Consider the following 16,633-nt stretch of genomic DNA (forward strand, 5'->3'; position numbering starts at 1 on the left):
GTTTTAATCGATTGAAACTAGATCGAAGTACTCGTCTTTCCATAGATCCTCATCGCCATCTGGCAACAAGATAACGCGCTCTGGCTTTAGAGCCTGCACTGCACCCTCATCGTGAGAAACCATGATGACAGAGCCTTGGTATTCAGATAACGCACCAAGAATTTCAGCGCGAGATGCTGGGTCCAAGTTATTTGTTGGCTCATCAAGCAATAAAACATTTGCTGCAGATACAACGAGAACAGCAAGTGCTAAACGAGTTCTTTCTCCACCAGATAAAACCTTTACCGGCTTATGAACATCATCGCCAACAAATAGGAATGAACCCAAGGTATTACGAGCTTCAGGTTCGCGAATATCTGGGGTAGCAGACATCATGTTCTCTAAAATTGTGCGCTCAAAATCAAGTGATTCATGCTCCTGGGCGTAGTAACCGATCTTTAAGCCGTGACCATGTTCAACTTTTCCAGTATCTGATTCAAGTTCGCCAGCAAGAATTCGAAGAAGTGTTGTCTTACCGGCACCGTTAAGACCAAGGATTACAACGCGGGTTCCCTTATCAATCACACATGAAACATCGGTAAAGATTTCAAGAGATCCGTAGTTCTTTGAAAGCTCTTCGCCAGATAGCGGAGTCTTTCCGCATGGGGCAGGGGTAGGAAAGCGAAGCTTTGCAACCTTGTCAGCGACTCGAACATCATCAAGGCCACTGCGAAGTTTTTCGGCACGACGCAGCATTCCTTGTGCTGCTGTTGCCTTCGATGCCTTTGCACGCATCTTCTCGCCCTGCTTCTGCAAAATCTCTGCACGCTTTTCAGCGTTAGCGCGCTCCTTCTTGCGGCGATGCTCATCCTGCTCGCGCTGCAATAGATAGGCCTTCCAACCAAGGTTGTAGACATCGATGCAGTTTCGGTTCGCATCTAAGTAGAACACCTTGTTTACAACTGTTTCAATCAAGTTCACATCGTGGGAAATAATTACTAGTCCACCTGAGTACTTGGACAAGAACTCGCGAAGCCACATGATGGAATCAGCATCTAAGTGGTTAGTTGGCTCATCCAGCAAAAGTGTTTCTGCGCCGCTAAAGAGAATGCGCGCTAATTCGATACGACGTCGTTGACCACCAGAAAGTGTTGAGAGTTCATTGCCAAATACCGCCTCTGATACTCCAAGGGATGTTGCGATCGCTTCTGCTTCAGCGGTTGCTGCATAGCCACCTGCTGCTGAAAACTCTGCTTCAACGCGGGTGTAACGATCCATCGCCTTTTCCAGTGCTTCATCTTGCGCAGTTGCCATCTCCTCTTCAACAGCGCGCATACGTGATGCGATCTGATCAAGGTCACGTGCAGAAAGGATGCGATCAATAACTGTTCCAGGTTCATCACCAGTACGTGGATCCTGTGGCAAGTATCCGATTTTTCCTGTGCGATTTACTGCGCCACCTGCAGGCATAGTTTCACCAGCAAGGACCTTTGCAAGGGTTGATTTTCCAGCACCGTTACGACCAACAAAACCAATACGGTCGCCGCTATTAATACGAACAGTTACGCCCTTAACAAGAAGGCGAGCACCTGCACGTAATTCGAGGGCTTGGGTTGAAATCACACCCAAGTCTATCGGCTGGGTTTAAGCAGCACCAATTCGCGTACGACGAGGAGTAGCAAATGACTTACCAACAGCGGTTAATTCATCTGCAACTTGAGCCTTAATCGCATCTTCGCTCTTGAGTAACTTTGTTAGCTCAGCGATTGTTGCCTTAAGTTCCTTTTGCTCTGTTTCAAGTTCAATCTTGCTCATCTTTGTTAGACGACGAAGTGGCATGTCCAAGATATATGTTGCCTGCTCATCATTTAACTTGAAGTCTTTGATCAACTTTTCCTTGGCTTGAGATGCATCATCACTGCCACGAATAATTTTGATGACCTTATCGATATCGATAATTGCCTTCAGTAAGCCATCTACAAGACCAAGACGAGCTTCAGCCTTTGCCTTGCGGAACTCTGAACGACGACGAACAACCTCGATACGGTGATCGATAAATACGCGCAGTAGTTCTTTAAGACCAAGTGTTTGCGGCTTGCCCTTGACCAATGCAACAGCGTTGATAGCAAAGGCATCCTCCATTGGAGTTAACGCATATAGCTTTTCTAGAACCTCTTCTGGTTCGAAGCCATTCTTGATTTCAATAACAACATTTGTGCCTGTCTGGCCATCGGATAGATCAACGATGTCGCTGATTCCCTGAATCTTCTTTGCCTTAACAAGTGCTGCAATACGTTCAACAACCTTTTCAGGTCCGATTGTGTAGGGAAGCTCCTTGATGACGATACCCATCTTGCGAGATGTCACCTTTTCAATCTCAACAGTTGCACGAACCTTGAAGGATCCCTTACCTGTTGAGTACGCCTCGCGAACACCATCGAGTCCAACGATTTCTCCGCCTGTTGGGAAATCTGGCCCTGGAACAAACTTCATTAACTGCTTAACAGTTGCAGTTGGGTTTTCAATCAGAAACTTAGTTGCAGCGATAACTTCGCCCAAGTTGTGTGGAGCCATATTTGTCGCCATACCAACTGCGATACCTGAACCACCATTTACAAGCAGGTTTGGATATGCAGCAGGAAGAACAACAGGCTCTGAAAGCTGTCCGTCGTAGTTAGGACCAAAATCAACAGTGTCTTCATCAGCTTCTGCGACCATCGACATTGCAGCTGGTGCCAAACGAGCTTCGGTGTAACGCATCGCTGCAGGACCTGCATCTAATGAACCGAAGTTTCCGTGGCCATCAATTAATGGCAATCCCATTGAGAAACTTTGTGCCATACGAACAAGTGCGTCATAAATTGCACCATCACCGTGTGGGTGCAATTTACCCATCACTTCACCAACAACACGTGCGCTCTTTACATGGCCGCGCTCTGGACGAAGACCCATATCTGCCATCTGATGAAGAATGCGACGGTGAACCGGCTTTAAACCATCGCGTGCATCAGGAAGTGCGCGTGAGTAAATTACTGAGTACGCGTATTCAAGAAAAGATTCTGAAACCTCTTTTGAAACATCGATATCAACGATCTTTCCAGGGTATTCGCCGGGCTTTGGTCCAGCAGGTTTCTTACCCTTTGCCGCAGATTTCGCGGGAGTCTTCGCAGTTGCCATTGGGGCATTCTGCCAAGAGTCAGCCTTAATTTAGGGGAGGGCGCGCCCCAACTGATGAAACACACTTTGCTGCCAGCGATGCACCAGCCGATAGGGCCTGAGTTAAATCATTTGTTTCAAGCCACTTTGGAATAAAGCCCGCCGCAAATGAATCTCCGGCACCAGTCGTGTCGACAACATTAGTTGTGACAGCTGGCACCTTTGCAGAATCATTTCCGTTGACCGCCATTGCACCCTTGGAACCGAGTTTGATTACTACAAGCGGTGTGTACTTCTTCAAATTCTCTTCAGCCTCAATTAAATCCTTTGAGTTGCCAAGGTACAAAGCCTCTTCGCTGTTCAAAAGAATTCCATCCATCATTGAAACCCATGAAAGAGCCTCTTCTAAAGAAACTACCTTGAGGGCACCTGTTGTAGTTGGGTCAAAGAAAATTGGCTTGCCCGATGCTTTGATCTTCTTGATCATTGCAAGAACTGCATCACGACTGCGGAAATCTAGTAACGCATATCCTGAAAGATAAACACCATCGACATCATCCAGTGATGGAAGATCGCTGACCTCTAGATCAGCGTTAGCTCCATTGTCTGGAAACATTGTTCGCTCACCATTTGCATCAACCAAAATAACAACGACTCCAGTTGGGCGTCCGCTGTGCATCAAATTAAGGTGTTCTACGCCGTACTTATCAAGGTCTGAAATCAAGGCAAAACCAACAGGGTCATTACCTGTACGTGCGACTAGATGAGCCTTCGAATTAGTGCGGGTAATCCACGTTGCAACATTTGCTGCTTGACCACCAGGGTGACTTGAAATCTTGCTTGCAGTGTCATTGCCGTAATTAATTGGCTCTTTTAACTGAGAAATAACATCAAGTGCTAAATCACCGATACAAAGAATCTTTTTCATTACAAAGCTACCGCGATCTGTGCAGCTAACAAGCAGTTTGATTTAATAATTTCAGTGTTGATTGCCAATGATTCGCCCTTAGAAGTTGTGTGGAAGTGCTCAAGTAAGAATGGAGTTACAGCTTTACCTGCGATTCCTTCTTTTTCAGCCTTCGCCAAACCTGAAGCCAAGATCTCGTCATGACGAGCCTTGTCCATCTCTTTTTCTACTGGATTGGCAACAACAAGTGCCTTAGTCAAAGTACCAACAGATTTGCGGGCTTTGATGATCTCTGCAATTTCAGCGGGTGAATCAACTCGGTGTTCTAAGGTGTAACCAGAATCAGTTAGGTAGAAACCAGGGAATGCGTTTGTCTTGTAGCCAACTAAGGTGATCGCCAAAGTTTCTAAACGCTCTAATGTTGCAGGAACATCTAAGATTGATTTCACGCCAGCGCAGATCATGGTCATGTCAACATTTGCTAGCGCGGTTAGATCTGCAGACTCATCAAAGGATTCATTAGCGCCACGGTGAACTCCACCAAGGCCACCAGTTGCGAAGATGTGAATTCCAGCAAGTGCTGCGATGTGCGCTGTTGCCGCAACTGTTGTTGCAGCGCTCTTTCCTTGCGCAACGATGATCGCTAAATCGCGAATCGAAGCTTTTGAAATGTCATCACGGTTAGCGATAGCTTCAAGCTCTGCGCGCTCTAGGCCGACCAAAATCTTTCCATCTAGCAAAGCGATAGTTGCTGGGACTGCGCCTGCATCGCGAACTATGCGTTCACATTCCAGGGCGACTTCTAGATTCGATGGACGCGGAAGACCGTGGCTAATAATCGTTGATTCAAGGGCAACAATCGGCTTTCCGGCCTTTAGCGCAGCTTCAACTTCAGCAGATAACTTGATCGCTTTTTCCATACGCAAACTCTAGTGCACCGCCGTGGGAGAATAAGCACGTGCATTTGTCCCAGATAACCCCATCGATCTTTTCTTCGTTGGGCTTAGACAGTGCGGTTGATCACTTGGCGATGGGCCAATCGCCAATGGGGCGCGAACTGCTTTTCCTGATTGATGGTTTTGGTATCAACACATTTTCTCAATACGCAGAAGTCATGCCAACGATGTCTCGCATGTTTAATCATGGCTTAATTCAGACTGCGTTTCCATCAACGACTGCAACATCCCTTGCAACGTTAACAACCGGTGCAATGCCTGGTGCACATGGAATGTTGGGTTACACAGTGCAGGTTCCACGCAGTGGTGGACGTTTGCTCAATGCCTTGAAGTGGGATGAACGAGTTGATCCAGAAAATTGGCAACCGGTAGAAACTTTATTTCAACGTGCAACAGCTGCCGGAATAAATGTGACACATATTGCTGCAAAGCGTTATGAAAATTCAGGATTTACTCGCGCAGTATTTCGTGGTGCTAATTACAAAGGCGCAAATGTTGTTGCAGATTTAGTGAGCGAAACAAAAGTGGCGCTACAAGCAACACCTTCTTTTGTGTATTTGTATGTCAATGATTTGGATTCAGCAGGACATTCAGATGGCGTCGGTAGCGATAAGTGGATTGCTGCGCTTTCAATGATTGATCAAATGGTTTCACAGTTAATGAAAGAGGTTCCAAAGGGGACTCGAATCTGGATTACATCAGATCACGGAATGGTGAATGTTGAAGAAAAGGTAATTATCGGTCAGGACAATCCACTGCTTGAAGGTGTCAGTGTTGTTGCCGGTGAACCACGTGCTCGACATATCTATTTAACAAATGATTCACCCTCTGCACGTTCAGATGCTGCTTCATTATGGCAACAGTACTTGCAGGAAAAAGCATTGGTGTTAACCCGCGAACAAGCTATTTCTAGCAACTTATTTGGTGCCGATGTCAGTGCTGATGCGGTTGATCGAATGGGCGAAATTATCGCTATTGCACGTGGGGGATTGGTACTTCTAGATGCCGAACGTGCAGATAAAGAAGGTGGAATGGTTGGGCATCATGGTGGTGATAGCGATATTGAATCGCAGGTTGGATTACTAACTACAACGTTAAGTTAAAGAGTTACTTATCCTCTGGCTTAATACCGAACATGATTTCATCCCAGCTTGGAACCTTTGCTCGCGCAGTAATTCCATCGCGTGAAGCCTCATCATCTGGCTCTTCGCGGATAACTGCTAAGCGCGGAACTTCGCGAATCTCTTCGACGATTTCTTCAAGCTCATCTTCGGCAACTTCCTTGCGGAACTCGCTGTACACATCAATGACGCGGCGCTCAGAGGGGTGAGAAGCCTCAGTTGAGACTAACCCTGGAGTTGGAAGCTGACGTGGAGCTGGTTCATCACCCATCATCCAACGAGCATTTTCATCCATTGATGTAACTGTGCGAAGCGTTGCATCGAAACTCCACTGTGCAATACCAACACCAGTGTTATTTGGATAATGCAATTCGATTGTCCAGGTTCCATCTTCTAAGCGCCAGGTGTCCCATGACAATTCAGATGAATCAATATTGCGTGGTGCAAGACGTGAAATCACAACACCAAGCAAGGTAACTGCATCGCGTCCGCCTTCTTTGCGAACTGCAATCTGTTGCGCCTGATCGATGATGTAGATACGTTCAGAAAGAATTGGACCTGCGAAGCGTTCAACTTTGTCGATAGAAACATTGTTGTCGCGAGCGATTTGTTCTGCGGTTTGTCCTGCACGCAATAGTCGCTGAATCTCTTTGATTGAAACTGTCGGTTCATCTGTTGCTGGAACCGCCATCAATCGTTGCTGATTTACAGTTGAACGCAATGTGTCGCTTACACGGACAGTAAATTCATTGCCGTCATTGTCATGTAATGAAAGGTACAGACCATCTTCGGTCTTTCCATTTAGTCGTAGCTCAGTCACGAGCACGAGGGTAGCCGATGAGGGCCTTATAAGTGCTGAAGTACGGCAGCGTGGCTGCACATGCCGCCATCATGAATCCCAGCGGAACCCAAAATGCAATGTCGGCACCAAAGCGGTCGATGATCTGCCCAGATAGCGCGCTAGATATTGCACCGCCCATTGGCATTCCAGCCACGACCCAGGTAAGTGTTTCAGTGATTTGTTCAGCCGGAACAGCACCCTCTGCAACACCATAGGCGTTAATAACTAATGGTGCGATTGCAAAGCCATTGAAAAATAGCGCAACAGCTAACCAGGTAATTGAATGTGCAAAAAGCATCGGGATAGATAGAACTGTTAGCGCAAATAAGAAAATGAGGAATCGCGCGGCACTTGGCAGTTTCCATTTAATAACACCGTTTGCAATTGCAGCTACTGCGCTGCCCAATGCCCAAATCGCAAGCAGAACTCCAGATTGTGATTCATGCCCACGTGATTCGGCAAATGCAACTGTAACGATTGCAATTGAGCCAAAGAATCCACCGAGCAATGTTGTTGCAAGCACTACTGCCTGAACACGCTTGTTCCTGATTACCGCGGGATGTGGATCCACGTGGCGCTTAGGTGAGGCCGGTGGTTCTGTTGCCTTTGCTGTAATAAATAATGGAAAGCCGATTGCCACAAAGATGATTCCTGAAATTACTCCGGCAGCAGGTGCAATTGAGGTCGCGCACGCTGTCACGATGATTGGTCCAAGGATAAAGACGACCTCATCCATCAACGCTTCAAATGAATACGCAGTATTAACGATGTGGCGATCTTTTTCATCTTCAGCAGTTGTTGACTTATCTGGACTAAGAATATGCAACCAACGTCGTCGCACCAATCCACCAGTATTAACAGAAAATGCTTCAGCAATAATGATGGAAACAAACCAGGACCAGGTTGGAGTTTCTTGTAAGACTAAAAATGTGAAAGCAATAAAGGCGATGACTTTGATTGGAATAACCCGCACCAGCATTGCACTTTGACCAATGCGGTCTGCAACTCGCGACCAATGCGGTGTAGCTAGCGCCATCGTCACAGATGCAACAGCACTTAAAGCACCTGCTATTGCATATGAATCACTAACGGCTACAACAATGAAAATAAGTGCAAGTGAATCCATCGAAATCGGCATGCGGGCAATAACGCCCGGAATTGAAAATCTCAGCGCACCTGGCGTGCGAAATAAGGTCAGATAGGCCGAGAACATAGGCAAGAGTCTATCGAGAAGTTAGACTGCATCCATGACTGATAACCTGCAATTACTTGATTTAGCTTTATCTATTGCAAAGAAAGCTGGGGATTTATTAGTGGATCGTCCGGCTTCGTGGGACTTAACTGTTAAATCAACCGCGATTGATATTGCAACACAGATGGATATGGCATCTGAAAAGTTAATTGTTGAAAGTATTTTGGCTGCACGTCCTGATGATGGAATCATCGGTGAAGAAGGTGCATCACGTGAAAGCAAAAGTGGTGTTACCTGGGTGATTGATCCTGTTGATGGAACAGTTAATTACTTTTACGGATTACCTGGTTGGGCTGTCAGCATTGCGGCAAAGGATGAAAACGGAACTTTAGTTGGTGTAGTTCATTCACCAACAGTTAATTCCACCTGGCATGCAACAAAAGGTGGGGGAGCATTCCTGAATGATGTGAAGATTGCGTGCAACAACCCAGTTGAACTCAACCGCGCACTTCTGTCTTCTGGTTTTGCCTACGATGTTAAGAACCGCATTGAGCAGTTAAAGATTGTGAATGTCTTATTGCCTCAGATCCGCGATCTACGACGCATTGGATCTGCCGCAGCAGATATCTGCCATGTGGCCACAGGTCTGGTCGATGGCTACTTCGAAACTGGATTATTTGAGTGGGATCTAGCCGCAGCCGAACTGATCGCCCGCGAGGCTGGGGCAACGGTGACCACTCGTCCTTGGCATGGGCTCAATCTGACCGTCGCAGCTGGACCCCACTTATACGAGGCGCTGAACGCTCAGATCCCGCAGTAGCCCAGCCTCGATTTACGCTCAAGGCCTCTTTTATGGCAGGATACGCAGTCTGCACCGCCAAAGCGCGTGCTTAATAGAAATGACAAAAGGATCCGAATATGAACATTCTTGACGCCGTAGATGCAGCTTCGCTGCGCAAAGACATCCCACAGTTCCGCGCTGGTGATGAGCTCAAGATCCATGTTCGCGTTATCGAAGGTAACAAGAGCCGTCTTCAGGTTTTCCAGGGAATCGTTATCCGTCGCCAAGGTGATGGAGTTCGCGAAACTTTCACAATCCGCAAGGTTTCTTACGGCGTTGGTGTTGAGCGTACATTCCCAGTTCACACTCCAGTTATTGAAAAGATCGAGCTAGTAAAGAAGGGCGAAGTACGTCGCGCCAAGCTGTACTACCTACGCGATCTCCGCGGTAAGGCTGCAAAGATTCGCGAAAAGCGCGATGGCGTTGAAGGTTACGGCGATGGAATTCTTTCTACTCCAGAACCAGTTGTTATTCCTGAGCCTGTCGTAGAAGCAGTTGTAGAGGCGCCAGTAGTTGAAGCGGTTGTTGAAGCACCTGTTGCTGAAGCAGTTGTTGAAGCGCCAGCAGTTGAAGCGGTTGCTGAAGAAGCAACTGACGCTCCAAAAGCTGAATAATCTCTTCAATGCGCAATAAGGGATCGCTCCTCAAGGAGCTCCCAGTTCTAGTTGTTGTAGCACTTGTTGTTTCATTGTTAATCAAAACTTTCCTGGTGCAGTTTTTCTACATCCCTTCAGGATCTATGGAAAACACATTGCAGATTAAGGATCGCGTAGCGGTTAACAAGATTCCATTTATTTCAAAAACCATTAATCGTGGTGATGTTGTTGTATTCCGCGATCCCAACAATTGGCTTCCTGAAATTGTTGATTACGGAACAAACAAGTATGTGGCAAAGGCTAAGAGCGCATTAGTTGCAGTTGGAGTTCTACCAAACCCTGCAAAGCAGTACTTAGTTAAGCGTGTAATTGGCGTAGCTGGCGATCACATCGTGTGTTGTACAAAAGATGGCAATCTGAAAATTAATGATGTCGAAGTTGTTGAGCCTTATATCTATGCTGGAAACAAGCCATCTGAGATGACCTTTGATGTAACTGTGCCCGCTGGAAAGATTTGGGTTATGGGAGATCACCGCGGTGCAAGTGCGGATTCTCGTTATCACCAAGAGGACATCAACAAGGGTTTTGTGCCGATTTCAAAGGTTACTGGGCGTGTAGTCGCAGTTATCTGGCCCTTTAAAGATATTACTTACATCCCAAAAGTTGATGTATTAAAAAAGTAACCTCATGAAGGTTATTGAACAACTTCTTACCAACGCTGGAATTGCACCGATTGCAGGTGTTGATGAAGCAGGTCGTGGTGCATGTGCCGGTCCATTAGTAATTGCATCTGTTGTTCTGCATGATCCCTTTGCACCAGAGCTTGCCGTAGTGCGAGATTCAAAGGAAATTCCTGAAAGTAAGCGTGATGCTGTCTTTGAATTAATTCAATCAATAGCTGCATCTGTAAGTGTCGTGATTGTTCCGGCAGCTGAAGTTGATGCACGTGGTGTTCATGCAGCAAACCTAGATGGAATGCGTCGTGCAGTTCAGGGATTAAGTGTTGAACCCGCCTATGTTTTAACTGATGGTTATGCAATTGAAGGTTTAGGTGTTCCCAACCTTGCAGTGTGGAAAGGCGACCAAGTTGTTGTTTCCATTAGCGCGGCTTCAGTTATCGCAAAGGTGACTCGAGATCGCATCATGCGCGACATGGATACCGAGTTTCCGCAGTATGGATTTGCTGGGCATAAGGGGTACATCACCGCAGCTCACACAAAGGCGCTGAATGAATATGGTCCATGTGCCCAGCACCGCACATCTTTTGCCAATGTTGCTGCGTTAATCCACAAGTAAAACGCTGGTGTAACGCGGTATCGGTGGGGGTATTTATCGTCCCCAACCATGAAAACAAAAAGCAATCAAAGTACTGGCGCTATTGGCGAACAATTAGTCGTAGATTTTCTGCATCGCAAAGATATTGAAGTCATTGAAAGAAATTGGCGTATCCGCGAAGGCGAGATAGATATTGTCGCGCTCAATCCATCGGGTAAGTTTTCTTTTATCGAAGTTAAAACCAGAAGTTCTGTTGCATTCGGCCATCCCTTTGAAGCTATTGATCGCGATAAAGCCCGCAGAATGCAACGGTTGGCACTTGCCTGGCTAGCAACCCATGGCTGCTTGGGCTGTGAATATCAAATAGATGTTGCTGCCGTATTGCTGGCAGCAGATGGTGGTTCATCTATTGAATACCGAGCTAACTTGCTATGACGCTGGCTCTTACACAATCAGTTGCTTTGCTGGGTCTTGATGGCCATGTTGTAACAGTTGAAGTAGATATCGCAGATGGATTGCCAGGATATTCATTGTTGGGCTTGCCTGATGCAGCATTATCGGAATCTCGCGATCGAGTACGAAGTGCAATTGTTAACTGCGGCGAGGTGTGGCCCAATCGCAAGGTAACTGTTTCACTGTCACCGGCTTGGTTACCAAAGAGTGGTTCTAGCTTTGATTTAGCGATTTGTATTGCGCTGTTATCTGCCCATGAAACAGTTCCAACAGAGCGAATATCTGAAGTTGTATTTCTGGGCGAACTCTCACTTGATGGAAAGATTCGTTCAGTTCGAGGAGTTTTACCAGCGTTGATGGCTGCATTCAAAGCAGGGGTCACGACAGCTGTTGTACCTGCGGCAAATGTTGAAGAAGCGCAGTTGATGCAAGGTATGGAAATTGTTCCGATGCACCATTTGAAACAGGTGCTTCGCTGGTTACGTACCGGAGAACGGGAAGTTGAGCAGCAGATCGATTTACAGTGGCAGCCAAGTGATGAGCGTTTAGATTTTGCAGATGTCGCAGGTCAACCTGCTGCGCGCTTAGCAGCCGAGATTGCAGCGGTTGGTGGCCATCACATTTTGCTGATTGGCCCGCCAGGTGCTGGCAAGACAATGATCGCTGAACGTATTCCAACAATCATGCCTGCACTTTCAATTGCACAAGCGCTAGAAGTTACTGCGGTCCATTCGATTGCAGGAACTTTGACGCAACGATCACCATTGTCTTTGCTTGCGCCAATTGTTTCTCCGCACCACACAACAACGCGGGTAGCGATGGTCGGCGGGGGATCGCATTCAATAAAGCCAGGCGCATGCTCGCTGGCACATTACGGAGTTTTGTTTGTCGATGAAGCACCAGAGTGTGGCCCTGGTGTTTTAGATTCGCTACGCCAACCTTTGGAATCAGGCACGATCACGATTGCCCGAAGTATCGGCAACTTGACCTTTCCGGCGCAGTTTCTCTTGGTGCTTGCTGCTAATCCATGTCCTTGCGGCAAGTTCACCGGTCGTGGCCGCAACTGCACCTGTACTTCACAACAGGTGCGCAGATATCTAGGAAAACTATCTGGTCCTTTAATGGACCGCATCGACTTACGTGTACAGGTTGAACCAGTAGGTCGAGTCGATATGGCAAAGACTCAATTAGGCGAATCAAGTGCGGTAATTCGCGAAAGAGTAATTAAGGCCCGAAGTATTGCTGCTAAACGCTTTGAAGGAATGGGGTGGAGTTTGAACTCGCAGATTCCTGCACGTGCATTGCGCGCTGAGTTTCAACCAGAGCGCGCAGCTATGAATTTCCTGCACGATGAACTAGATCGCGAACATATAACTGCGCGTGGATTGCACAAGATTATTCGCACCAGTTGGAGCTTTGCCGATCTAAATGGGCATCTAATCCCGACGATGGAGGATGTAAATGCGGCGCACACCATGCGCGGAAAGGTTGAGGCATGAACGAACTACTTGCACGTGCTGCGTTATTTAGCGCAATTGAAGGCGGACATACCTTTTGGTCTCAAGAGATCTATAGCAATGGCGCACTACATGTTTATGAAAAGCTCATGAACAATGGCTACGACAGCATAAAATATGAAAAGTTAATTGCCGAATTAAAGCTTCATTCAGGCGAGCAGGTTGTTGCAAAAGTTGCAGAACATCACGCCCGACTTCTGACACCATTAGATTCAGATTGGCCTACGCAATTCAATGATTTGGTAGCACCACCTATCGCTTTGATAATGCGCGGAAATAGCGCAGCTCTTCACATGCCATCACTTGCCATTGTTGGAACTCGTAACCCAACAAGTTATGGGGCCCGTATTGCAGGAGATTTCGCTGCAGGTTTTGCAGATCGCGAATGGGGAATTGTTAGTGGCGGTGCTTATGGGATTGATTCATACGCCCACAAGGGTGCATTGGTCGCCGAAGGTATAACAGTTGCTGTTGTTGCATCTGGAATCGATATTAATTACCCCGCAGGCAATGCTCGCTTATTTGCTGAAATCTGCGAATCCGGTGCAATTATTACTGAGTTCATGCCAGGACATAAGGCGCTTCCCAATAGATTCTTAACTCGCAATCGATTAATTGCCGCCCTATCTAAAGCAACCTTAGTTGTAGAAGCTGCATTTCGAAGTGGCTCACTTCGCACAGCTCGAGATGCTGCAGAACTATTGCGTCCGGTAATGGCGATTCCAGGCCCCATTAACTCACCTCAAAGTGAAGGGTGTCATCGATTAATCGGAGAACGAGCCGCGGAAATCGTTACATCTGTAGCAGATGCTGTGGAGTTTGTCGGCGTTAATTAGTGAGAGAATAAGCCCATGAGTGAATTCCGTTCGGGCTTTGTAGCCATTGTTGGCCGCCCAAACGTTGGTAAATCAACTCTGATCAATGCTTTAGTTGGTAGCAAGATCGCAATTACTTCACACCACCCAAACACCACACGTTCTGCGATTCGCGGAATTGTTCATGGAGATAACTTTCAGGCGGTTCTTGTAGATACACCAGGTGTTCATAAGCCAAAGACATTGTTGGGTCAGCGCCTTAATCAAGTTGTAGATCAGAGCATGGATTCAGTCGACATCGTGATCATGTGTATTCCAGCTGATGAATCATCTGGCGCAGGGGATACCTTCATTGCTCAAGAAATTGCTAAGCACCCAAAGGCCAAGAAGTTTGCAGTCATTACTAAGACGGATTTAATTGCTAAGGAAAAGCTGGCTGTTCGTTTACTTGGAATTATGAAGATTGCCGAAGGATTTGTCTGGGATGAAATCATTCCGGTATCTGCAGCGATCCATGATCAAGTTGATTTACTCAATGAATTAATTGGCAAGAATCTGCCTGCAGGACCCGAGTACTACCCAGCAGGAACAACAAGTGATCAAGCAATCGATCAGTTGATCTGCGAATATATTCGCGAGGCAGCTTTGCAGGATGTACGCGAAGAGCTGCCCCATTCAATCGTTGTAACGATTGATGAATTTGGTGAGCGCGAAGAAAAGGGATCTCGTCCTTTCTACGATGTTCACGCAACAATTCACGTTGAACGCGATAGCCAACGTGCAATTTTGTTAGGTCACCAAGGTCAGCGTTTAAAAGAGATCGGTATCCGCGCACGTGGCGATATTGAGCGCGCACTTGGCGCAAAAATCTTCTTAGGTCTGCACATTAAGGTTTCAAAGGAATGGCAGAAGGATCCAAAACTTCTTGCAAAGTTAGGTTTTGGCGAGAAGGGTTAAGCGGTTTTTCGACTAGCTAAGTAAGATCCAACAAGCACTAACGGCAATCCAACAACGATTCCCACAGTTAACGGCTCTCTCAAGATAATGACACCTAATACAACTGCGATTGCAGTGTTTAAGTAGGTAACTAGTGATCCTCGCGCAGGCCCAATTTCAGCCATCACTTTAAAGAACAAAATAAATGCGAATGCAGTGCTGAATACTCCAAGTGCCAGCAAAGACAGCGTTGAGTTTAGGGAAATACTTGATGGCCATTGAGCAATTGCAACTGGTGCCCAGAACACAGAGGTAATTGCCATCGCTAAGCCATTGATTGCAATTCCATCAACTAGTGGCAAGTTAGAGGTCACCATGATTACCGCGTATGAGTAACCCATAGAAGCAAGAATTACCATCGCAATAGAAAGCGGATCGCTATTTCCTGAAAGACTTTCAATTCCAACAACCAAGATCAAGCCAATGAAACCAACAACGATTCCAAAGATTCGCTTGAACTGCCACACGGAGTGATCACCACGTAGTGAGGTAATAATTGTGGCAAAGATCGGAACGGTTGAAACCAAAAGTCCAGCTAATCCTGAATCAATCTTTTGTTCAGCGGTCGTAATTAAAATCCACGGACCGATCATCTCCATCAGTGCGTAGAAAGCAACGTACTTAAATCCCAGTACCGCACCTTTAAATGTCTTTCGATACAGAGCAACCGGAATCAAAATTGATGCACCAATTAATGTGCGGCCAGCAACTACAGCTGCAGGTGGAAAATCCTCAACAGCTACCTTCATCAGAAGATATGGGATACCCCAAAGGATTCCAACTAAAACAAAGTTAAACAGTGATTTACGGGTCATTTAGGCAATCACGCGGCGATAAAGATCCACTGTTAGGGCCGCAACTGCATCCCAACCAAAAAGTTTTTGAGCACGAACACGTCCAGCTGCGCCGTACTTTTTCAATAGTTCAGGTTGTGACATCAAACGGGTAATTGATTCGGTGAGCGCCTTTTCAAATGGAGCTGCTTCACCGTTGTAATCAACGAGTTCGCCGGTTTCTTTATCTGCGACAACCTCAGGAATGCCTCCTACGCGTGAACCAAGCACAGCTGTTTCACAGCCCATCGCTTCAAGGTTCACAATTCCCAGTGGTTCGTAAATAGATGGACACACAAATAGATCGGCAGCGGTCAACATTGCAGTTAGTTGGTCGTGCGGCAACATATCTTTGATCCACCACACATTGCTACGTTCTTTCTGTAATTCAGCAATTAGCGCAGCAACCTCGTTACCAATTCCTTCTTCATCAGGGCTTCCTGCAGCAAGAACTAAACCGTATTCAGCAGGAACATCCTTCCAAGCACGAAGTAGGTGGGCTAAACCCTTTTGACGGGTAATGCGACCAACAAAGATTGCATATGGTCCACTAATTCCAAAACTTTCCGGAACTGAAGTGTCATGGTTTGGGGCAAACTTGTTTGTATCTACACCGTTGCGAATTGTTACAACTTTTGCAGGATCAATAGCAGGGTATGCCTTCAATACATCTGCGCGCATTCCATCGCTAACAGCGATGATTGCAGCTGCTGCTTCATATGCAGTTTTTTCTGCCCATGAAGAAATTCTGTAACCGCCACCTAGTTGTTCAGCTTTCCAAGGACGCAAAGGTTCAAGTGAGTGCGCGCTAACAATGTGGGGGATTCCGTGTTGAAGTGCTGCAACATGTCCTGCCATGTTTGCATACCAAGTATGTGAATGAACAACATCAACATTTCCTAAATGAGTTGCCATTTCCAGATCAATGGCCAACGCCTGAACAGCTGGGTTTGCATCAGCAAAACCTGCGGGTAATGAATAGCCATAAGCATCATCGCGCTTTCCACCAAAGCAGTGGACATCTACTTCAACATTGTTAATTGTGCGAAGGGCTTGCGTTAATTGCAGAACATGCACCCCGGCGCCACCATAAATAGCTGGAGGCCACTCCTTGGTAACAATTCCAACCTTTAACGTGGTCATAATTGATGCAAT

Annotated in this window: 17 protein-coding genes; 9 read left to right on the forward strand and 8 right to left on the reverse strand. The window is 46.6% G+C overall.

Going from position 1 to position 16,633, the window contains the following annotated elements:
• Positions 1 to 3 precede the first annotated feature (3 nt).
• The 4 genes from abc-f to AC8GFU_RS02690 are packed head-to-tail and all read right to left on the reverse strand — an operon-like array spanning position 4 to position 4,962.
• Positions 4 to 1,602 (reverse strand): ribosomal protection-like ABC-F family protein, encoded by a 1,599-nt coding sequence (gene abc-f, locus AC8GFU_RS02675; RefSeq protein WP_506626961.1) that lies wholly within the window; start codon positions 1,600 to 1,602, stop codon positions 4 to 6.
• Between the two features lie 21 nt (positions 1,603 to 1,623).
• The gene (locus AC8GFU_RS02680; RefSeq protein WP_506626962.1) at positions 1,624 to 3,156 is read right to left on the reverse strand and encodes a DNA gyrase/topoisomerase IV subunit A; all 1,533 of its coding nucleotides are present in this window, start codon (positions 3,154 to 3,156) and stop codon (positions 1,624 to 1,626) included.
• Between the two features lie 25 nt (positions 3,157 to 3,181).
• Positions 3,182 to 4,063 (reverse strand): carbohydrate kinase family protein, encoded by an 882-nt coding sequence (locus AC8GFU_RS02685; RefSeq protein ID WP_506626963.1) that lies wholly within the window; start codon positions 4,061 to 4,063, stop codon positions 3,182 to 3,184.
• A complete protein-coding gene (locus tag AC8GFU_RS02690; RefSeq protein WP_506626964.1) occupies positions 4,063 to 4,962 on the reverse strand; it encodes a pseudouridine-5'-phosphate glycosidase in 900 nt (299 codons plus the stop codon). The genes AC8GFU_RS02685 and AC8GFU_RS02690 overlap by 1 nt, the downstream gene beginning before the upstream one ends.
• Positions 4,963 to 5,039: 77 nt before the next feature.
• On the opposite strand from AC8GFU_RS02690, the gene AC8GFU_RS02695 reads away from it, so the two are divergent.
• Complete coding sequence (locus AC8GFU_RS02695; protein ID WP_506626965.1) at positions 5,040 to 6,101, forward strand: alkaline phosphatase family protein; 1,062 nt, start codon at positions 5,040 to 5,042, stop codon at positions 6,099 to 6,101.
• Between the two features lie 4 nt (positions 6,102 to 6,105).
• Here the strand turns inward: AC8GFU_RS02695 and sepH are convergent, their stop codons facing one another.
• Positions 6,106 to 6,939, reverse strand: a complete 834-nt coding sequence (gene sepH, locus AC8GFU_RS02700; RefSeq protein WP_506626966.1) for a septation protein SepH — start codon at positions 6,937 to 6,939, stop codon at positions 6,106 to 6,108.
• Complete coding sequence (locus tag AC8GFU_RS02705; protein WP_506626967.1) at positions 6,932 to 8,173, reverse strand: MFS transporter; 1,242 nt, start codon at positions 8,171 to 8,173, stop codon at positions 6,932 to 6,934. Before AC8GFU_RS02705 ends, sepH begins: the two co-directional genes overlap by 8 nt.
• 34 nt (positions 8,174 to 8,207) lie before the next feature.
• On the opposite strand from AC8GFU_RS02705, the gene AC8GFU_RS02710 reads away from it, so the two are divergent.
• The 8 genes from AC8GFU_RS02710 (at position 8,208) to era (ending at position 14,606) form a co-directional block, all read left to right on the forward strand.
• Complete coding sequence (locus tag AC8GFU_RS02710; protein WP_506626968.1) at positions 8,208 to 8,972, forward strand: inositol monophosphatase family protein; 765 nt, start codon at positions 8,208 to 8,210, stop codon at positions 8,970 to 8,972.
• A gap of 98 nt (positions 8,973 to 9,070) precedes the next feature.
• Positions 9,071 to 9,607 carry a 50S ribosomal protein L19 gene (gene rplS / locus AC8GFU_RS02715; RefSeq protein ID WP_506626969.1) on the forward strand — a complete coding sequence of 179 codons (537 nt, stop codon included), beginning with the start codon at positions 9,071 to 9,073 and terminating at the stop codon, positions 9,605 to 9,607.
• Positions 9,608 to 9,615: 8 nt separating this feature from the next.
• Positions 9,616 to 10,272 (forward strand): signal peptidase I, encoded by a 657-nt coding sequence (lepB, locus tag AC8GFU_RS02720; protein WP_506626970.1) that lies wholly within the window; start codon positions 9,616 to 9,618, stop codon positions 10,270 to 10,272.
• A 4-nt stretch (positions 10,273 to 10,276) separates the two neighbouring features.
• A complete protein-coding gene (locus tag AC8GFU_RS02725) occupies positions 10,277 to 10,885 on the forward strand; it encodes a ribonuclease HII (protein ID WP_506626971.1) in 609 nt (202 codons plus the stop codon).
• Positions 10,886 to 10,933: 48 nt separating this feature from the next.
• Positions 10,934 to 11,299, forward strand: coding sequence for a YraN family protein (locus AC8GFU_RS02730; protein ID WP_506626972.1), 366 nt, complete (start codon positions 10,934 to 10,936; stop codon positions 11,297 to 11,299).
• The gene (locus AC8GFU_RS02735; RefSeq protein ID WP_506626973.1) at positions 11,296 to 12,816 is read left to right on the forward strand and encodes a YifB family Mg chelatase-like AAA ATPase; all 1,521 of its coding nucleotides are present in this window, start codon (positions 11,296 to 11,298) and stop codon (positions 12,814 to 12,816) included. Before AC8GFU_RS02730 ends, AC8GFU_RS02735 begins: the two co-directional genes overlap by 4 nt.
• A complete protein-coding gene (gene dprA / locus AC8GFU_RS02740) occupies positions 12,813 to 13,670 on the forward strand; it encodes a DNA-processing protein DprA (RefSeq protein ID WP_506626974.1) in 858 nt (285 codons plus the stop codon). Before AC8GFU_RS02735 ends, dprA begins: the two co-directional genes overlap by 4 nt.
• A gap of 15 nt (positions 13,671 to 13,685) precedes the next feature.
• Positions 13,686 to 14,606, forward strand: coding sequence for a GTPase Era (era, locus tag AC8GFU_RS02745; protein WP_506626975.1), 921 nt, complete (start codon positions 13,686 to 13,688; stop codon positions 14,604 to 14,606).
• Here era and AC8GFU_RS02750 read toward each other — a convergent pair.
• Both AC8GFU_RS02750 and glgA read right to left on the reverse strand, forming a co-directional pair.
• Complete coding sequence (locus AC8GFU_RS02750; RefSeq protein WP_506626976.1) at positions 14,603 to 15,460, reverse strand: DMT family transporter; 858 nt, start codon at positions 15,458 to 15,460, stop codon at positions 14,603 to 14,605. The two genes, era and AC8GFU_RS02750, sit on opposite strands and share 4 nt — an antisense overlap.
• Positions 15,461 to 16,621 carry a glycogen synthase gene (glgA, locus tag AC8GFU_RS02755; RefSeq protein ID WP_506626977.1) on the reverse strand — a complete coding sequence of 387 codons (1,161 nt, stop codon included), beginning with the start codon at positions 16,619 to 16,621 and terminating at the stop codon, positions 15,461 to 15,463.
• Positions 16,622 to 16,633: the final 12 nt, after the last annotated feature.

This window comes from Planktophila warneckei (SeqCode) (genome assembly GCF_965234675.1).
GTDB classification, from domain to species: domain Bacteria; phylum Actinomycetota; class Actinomycetes; order Nanopelagicales; family Nanopelagicaceae; genus Planktophila; species Planktophila warneckei.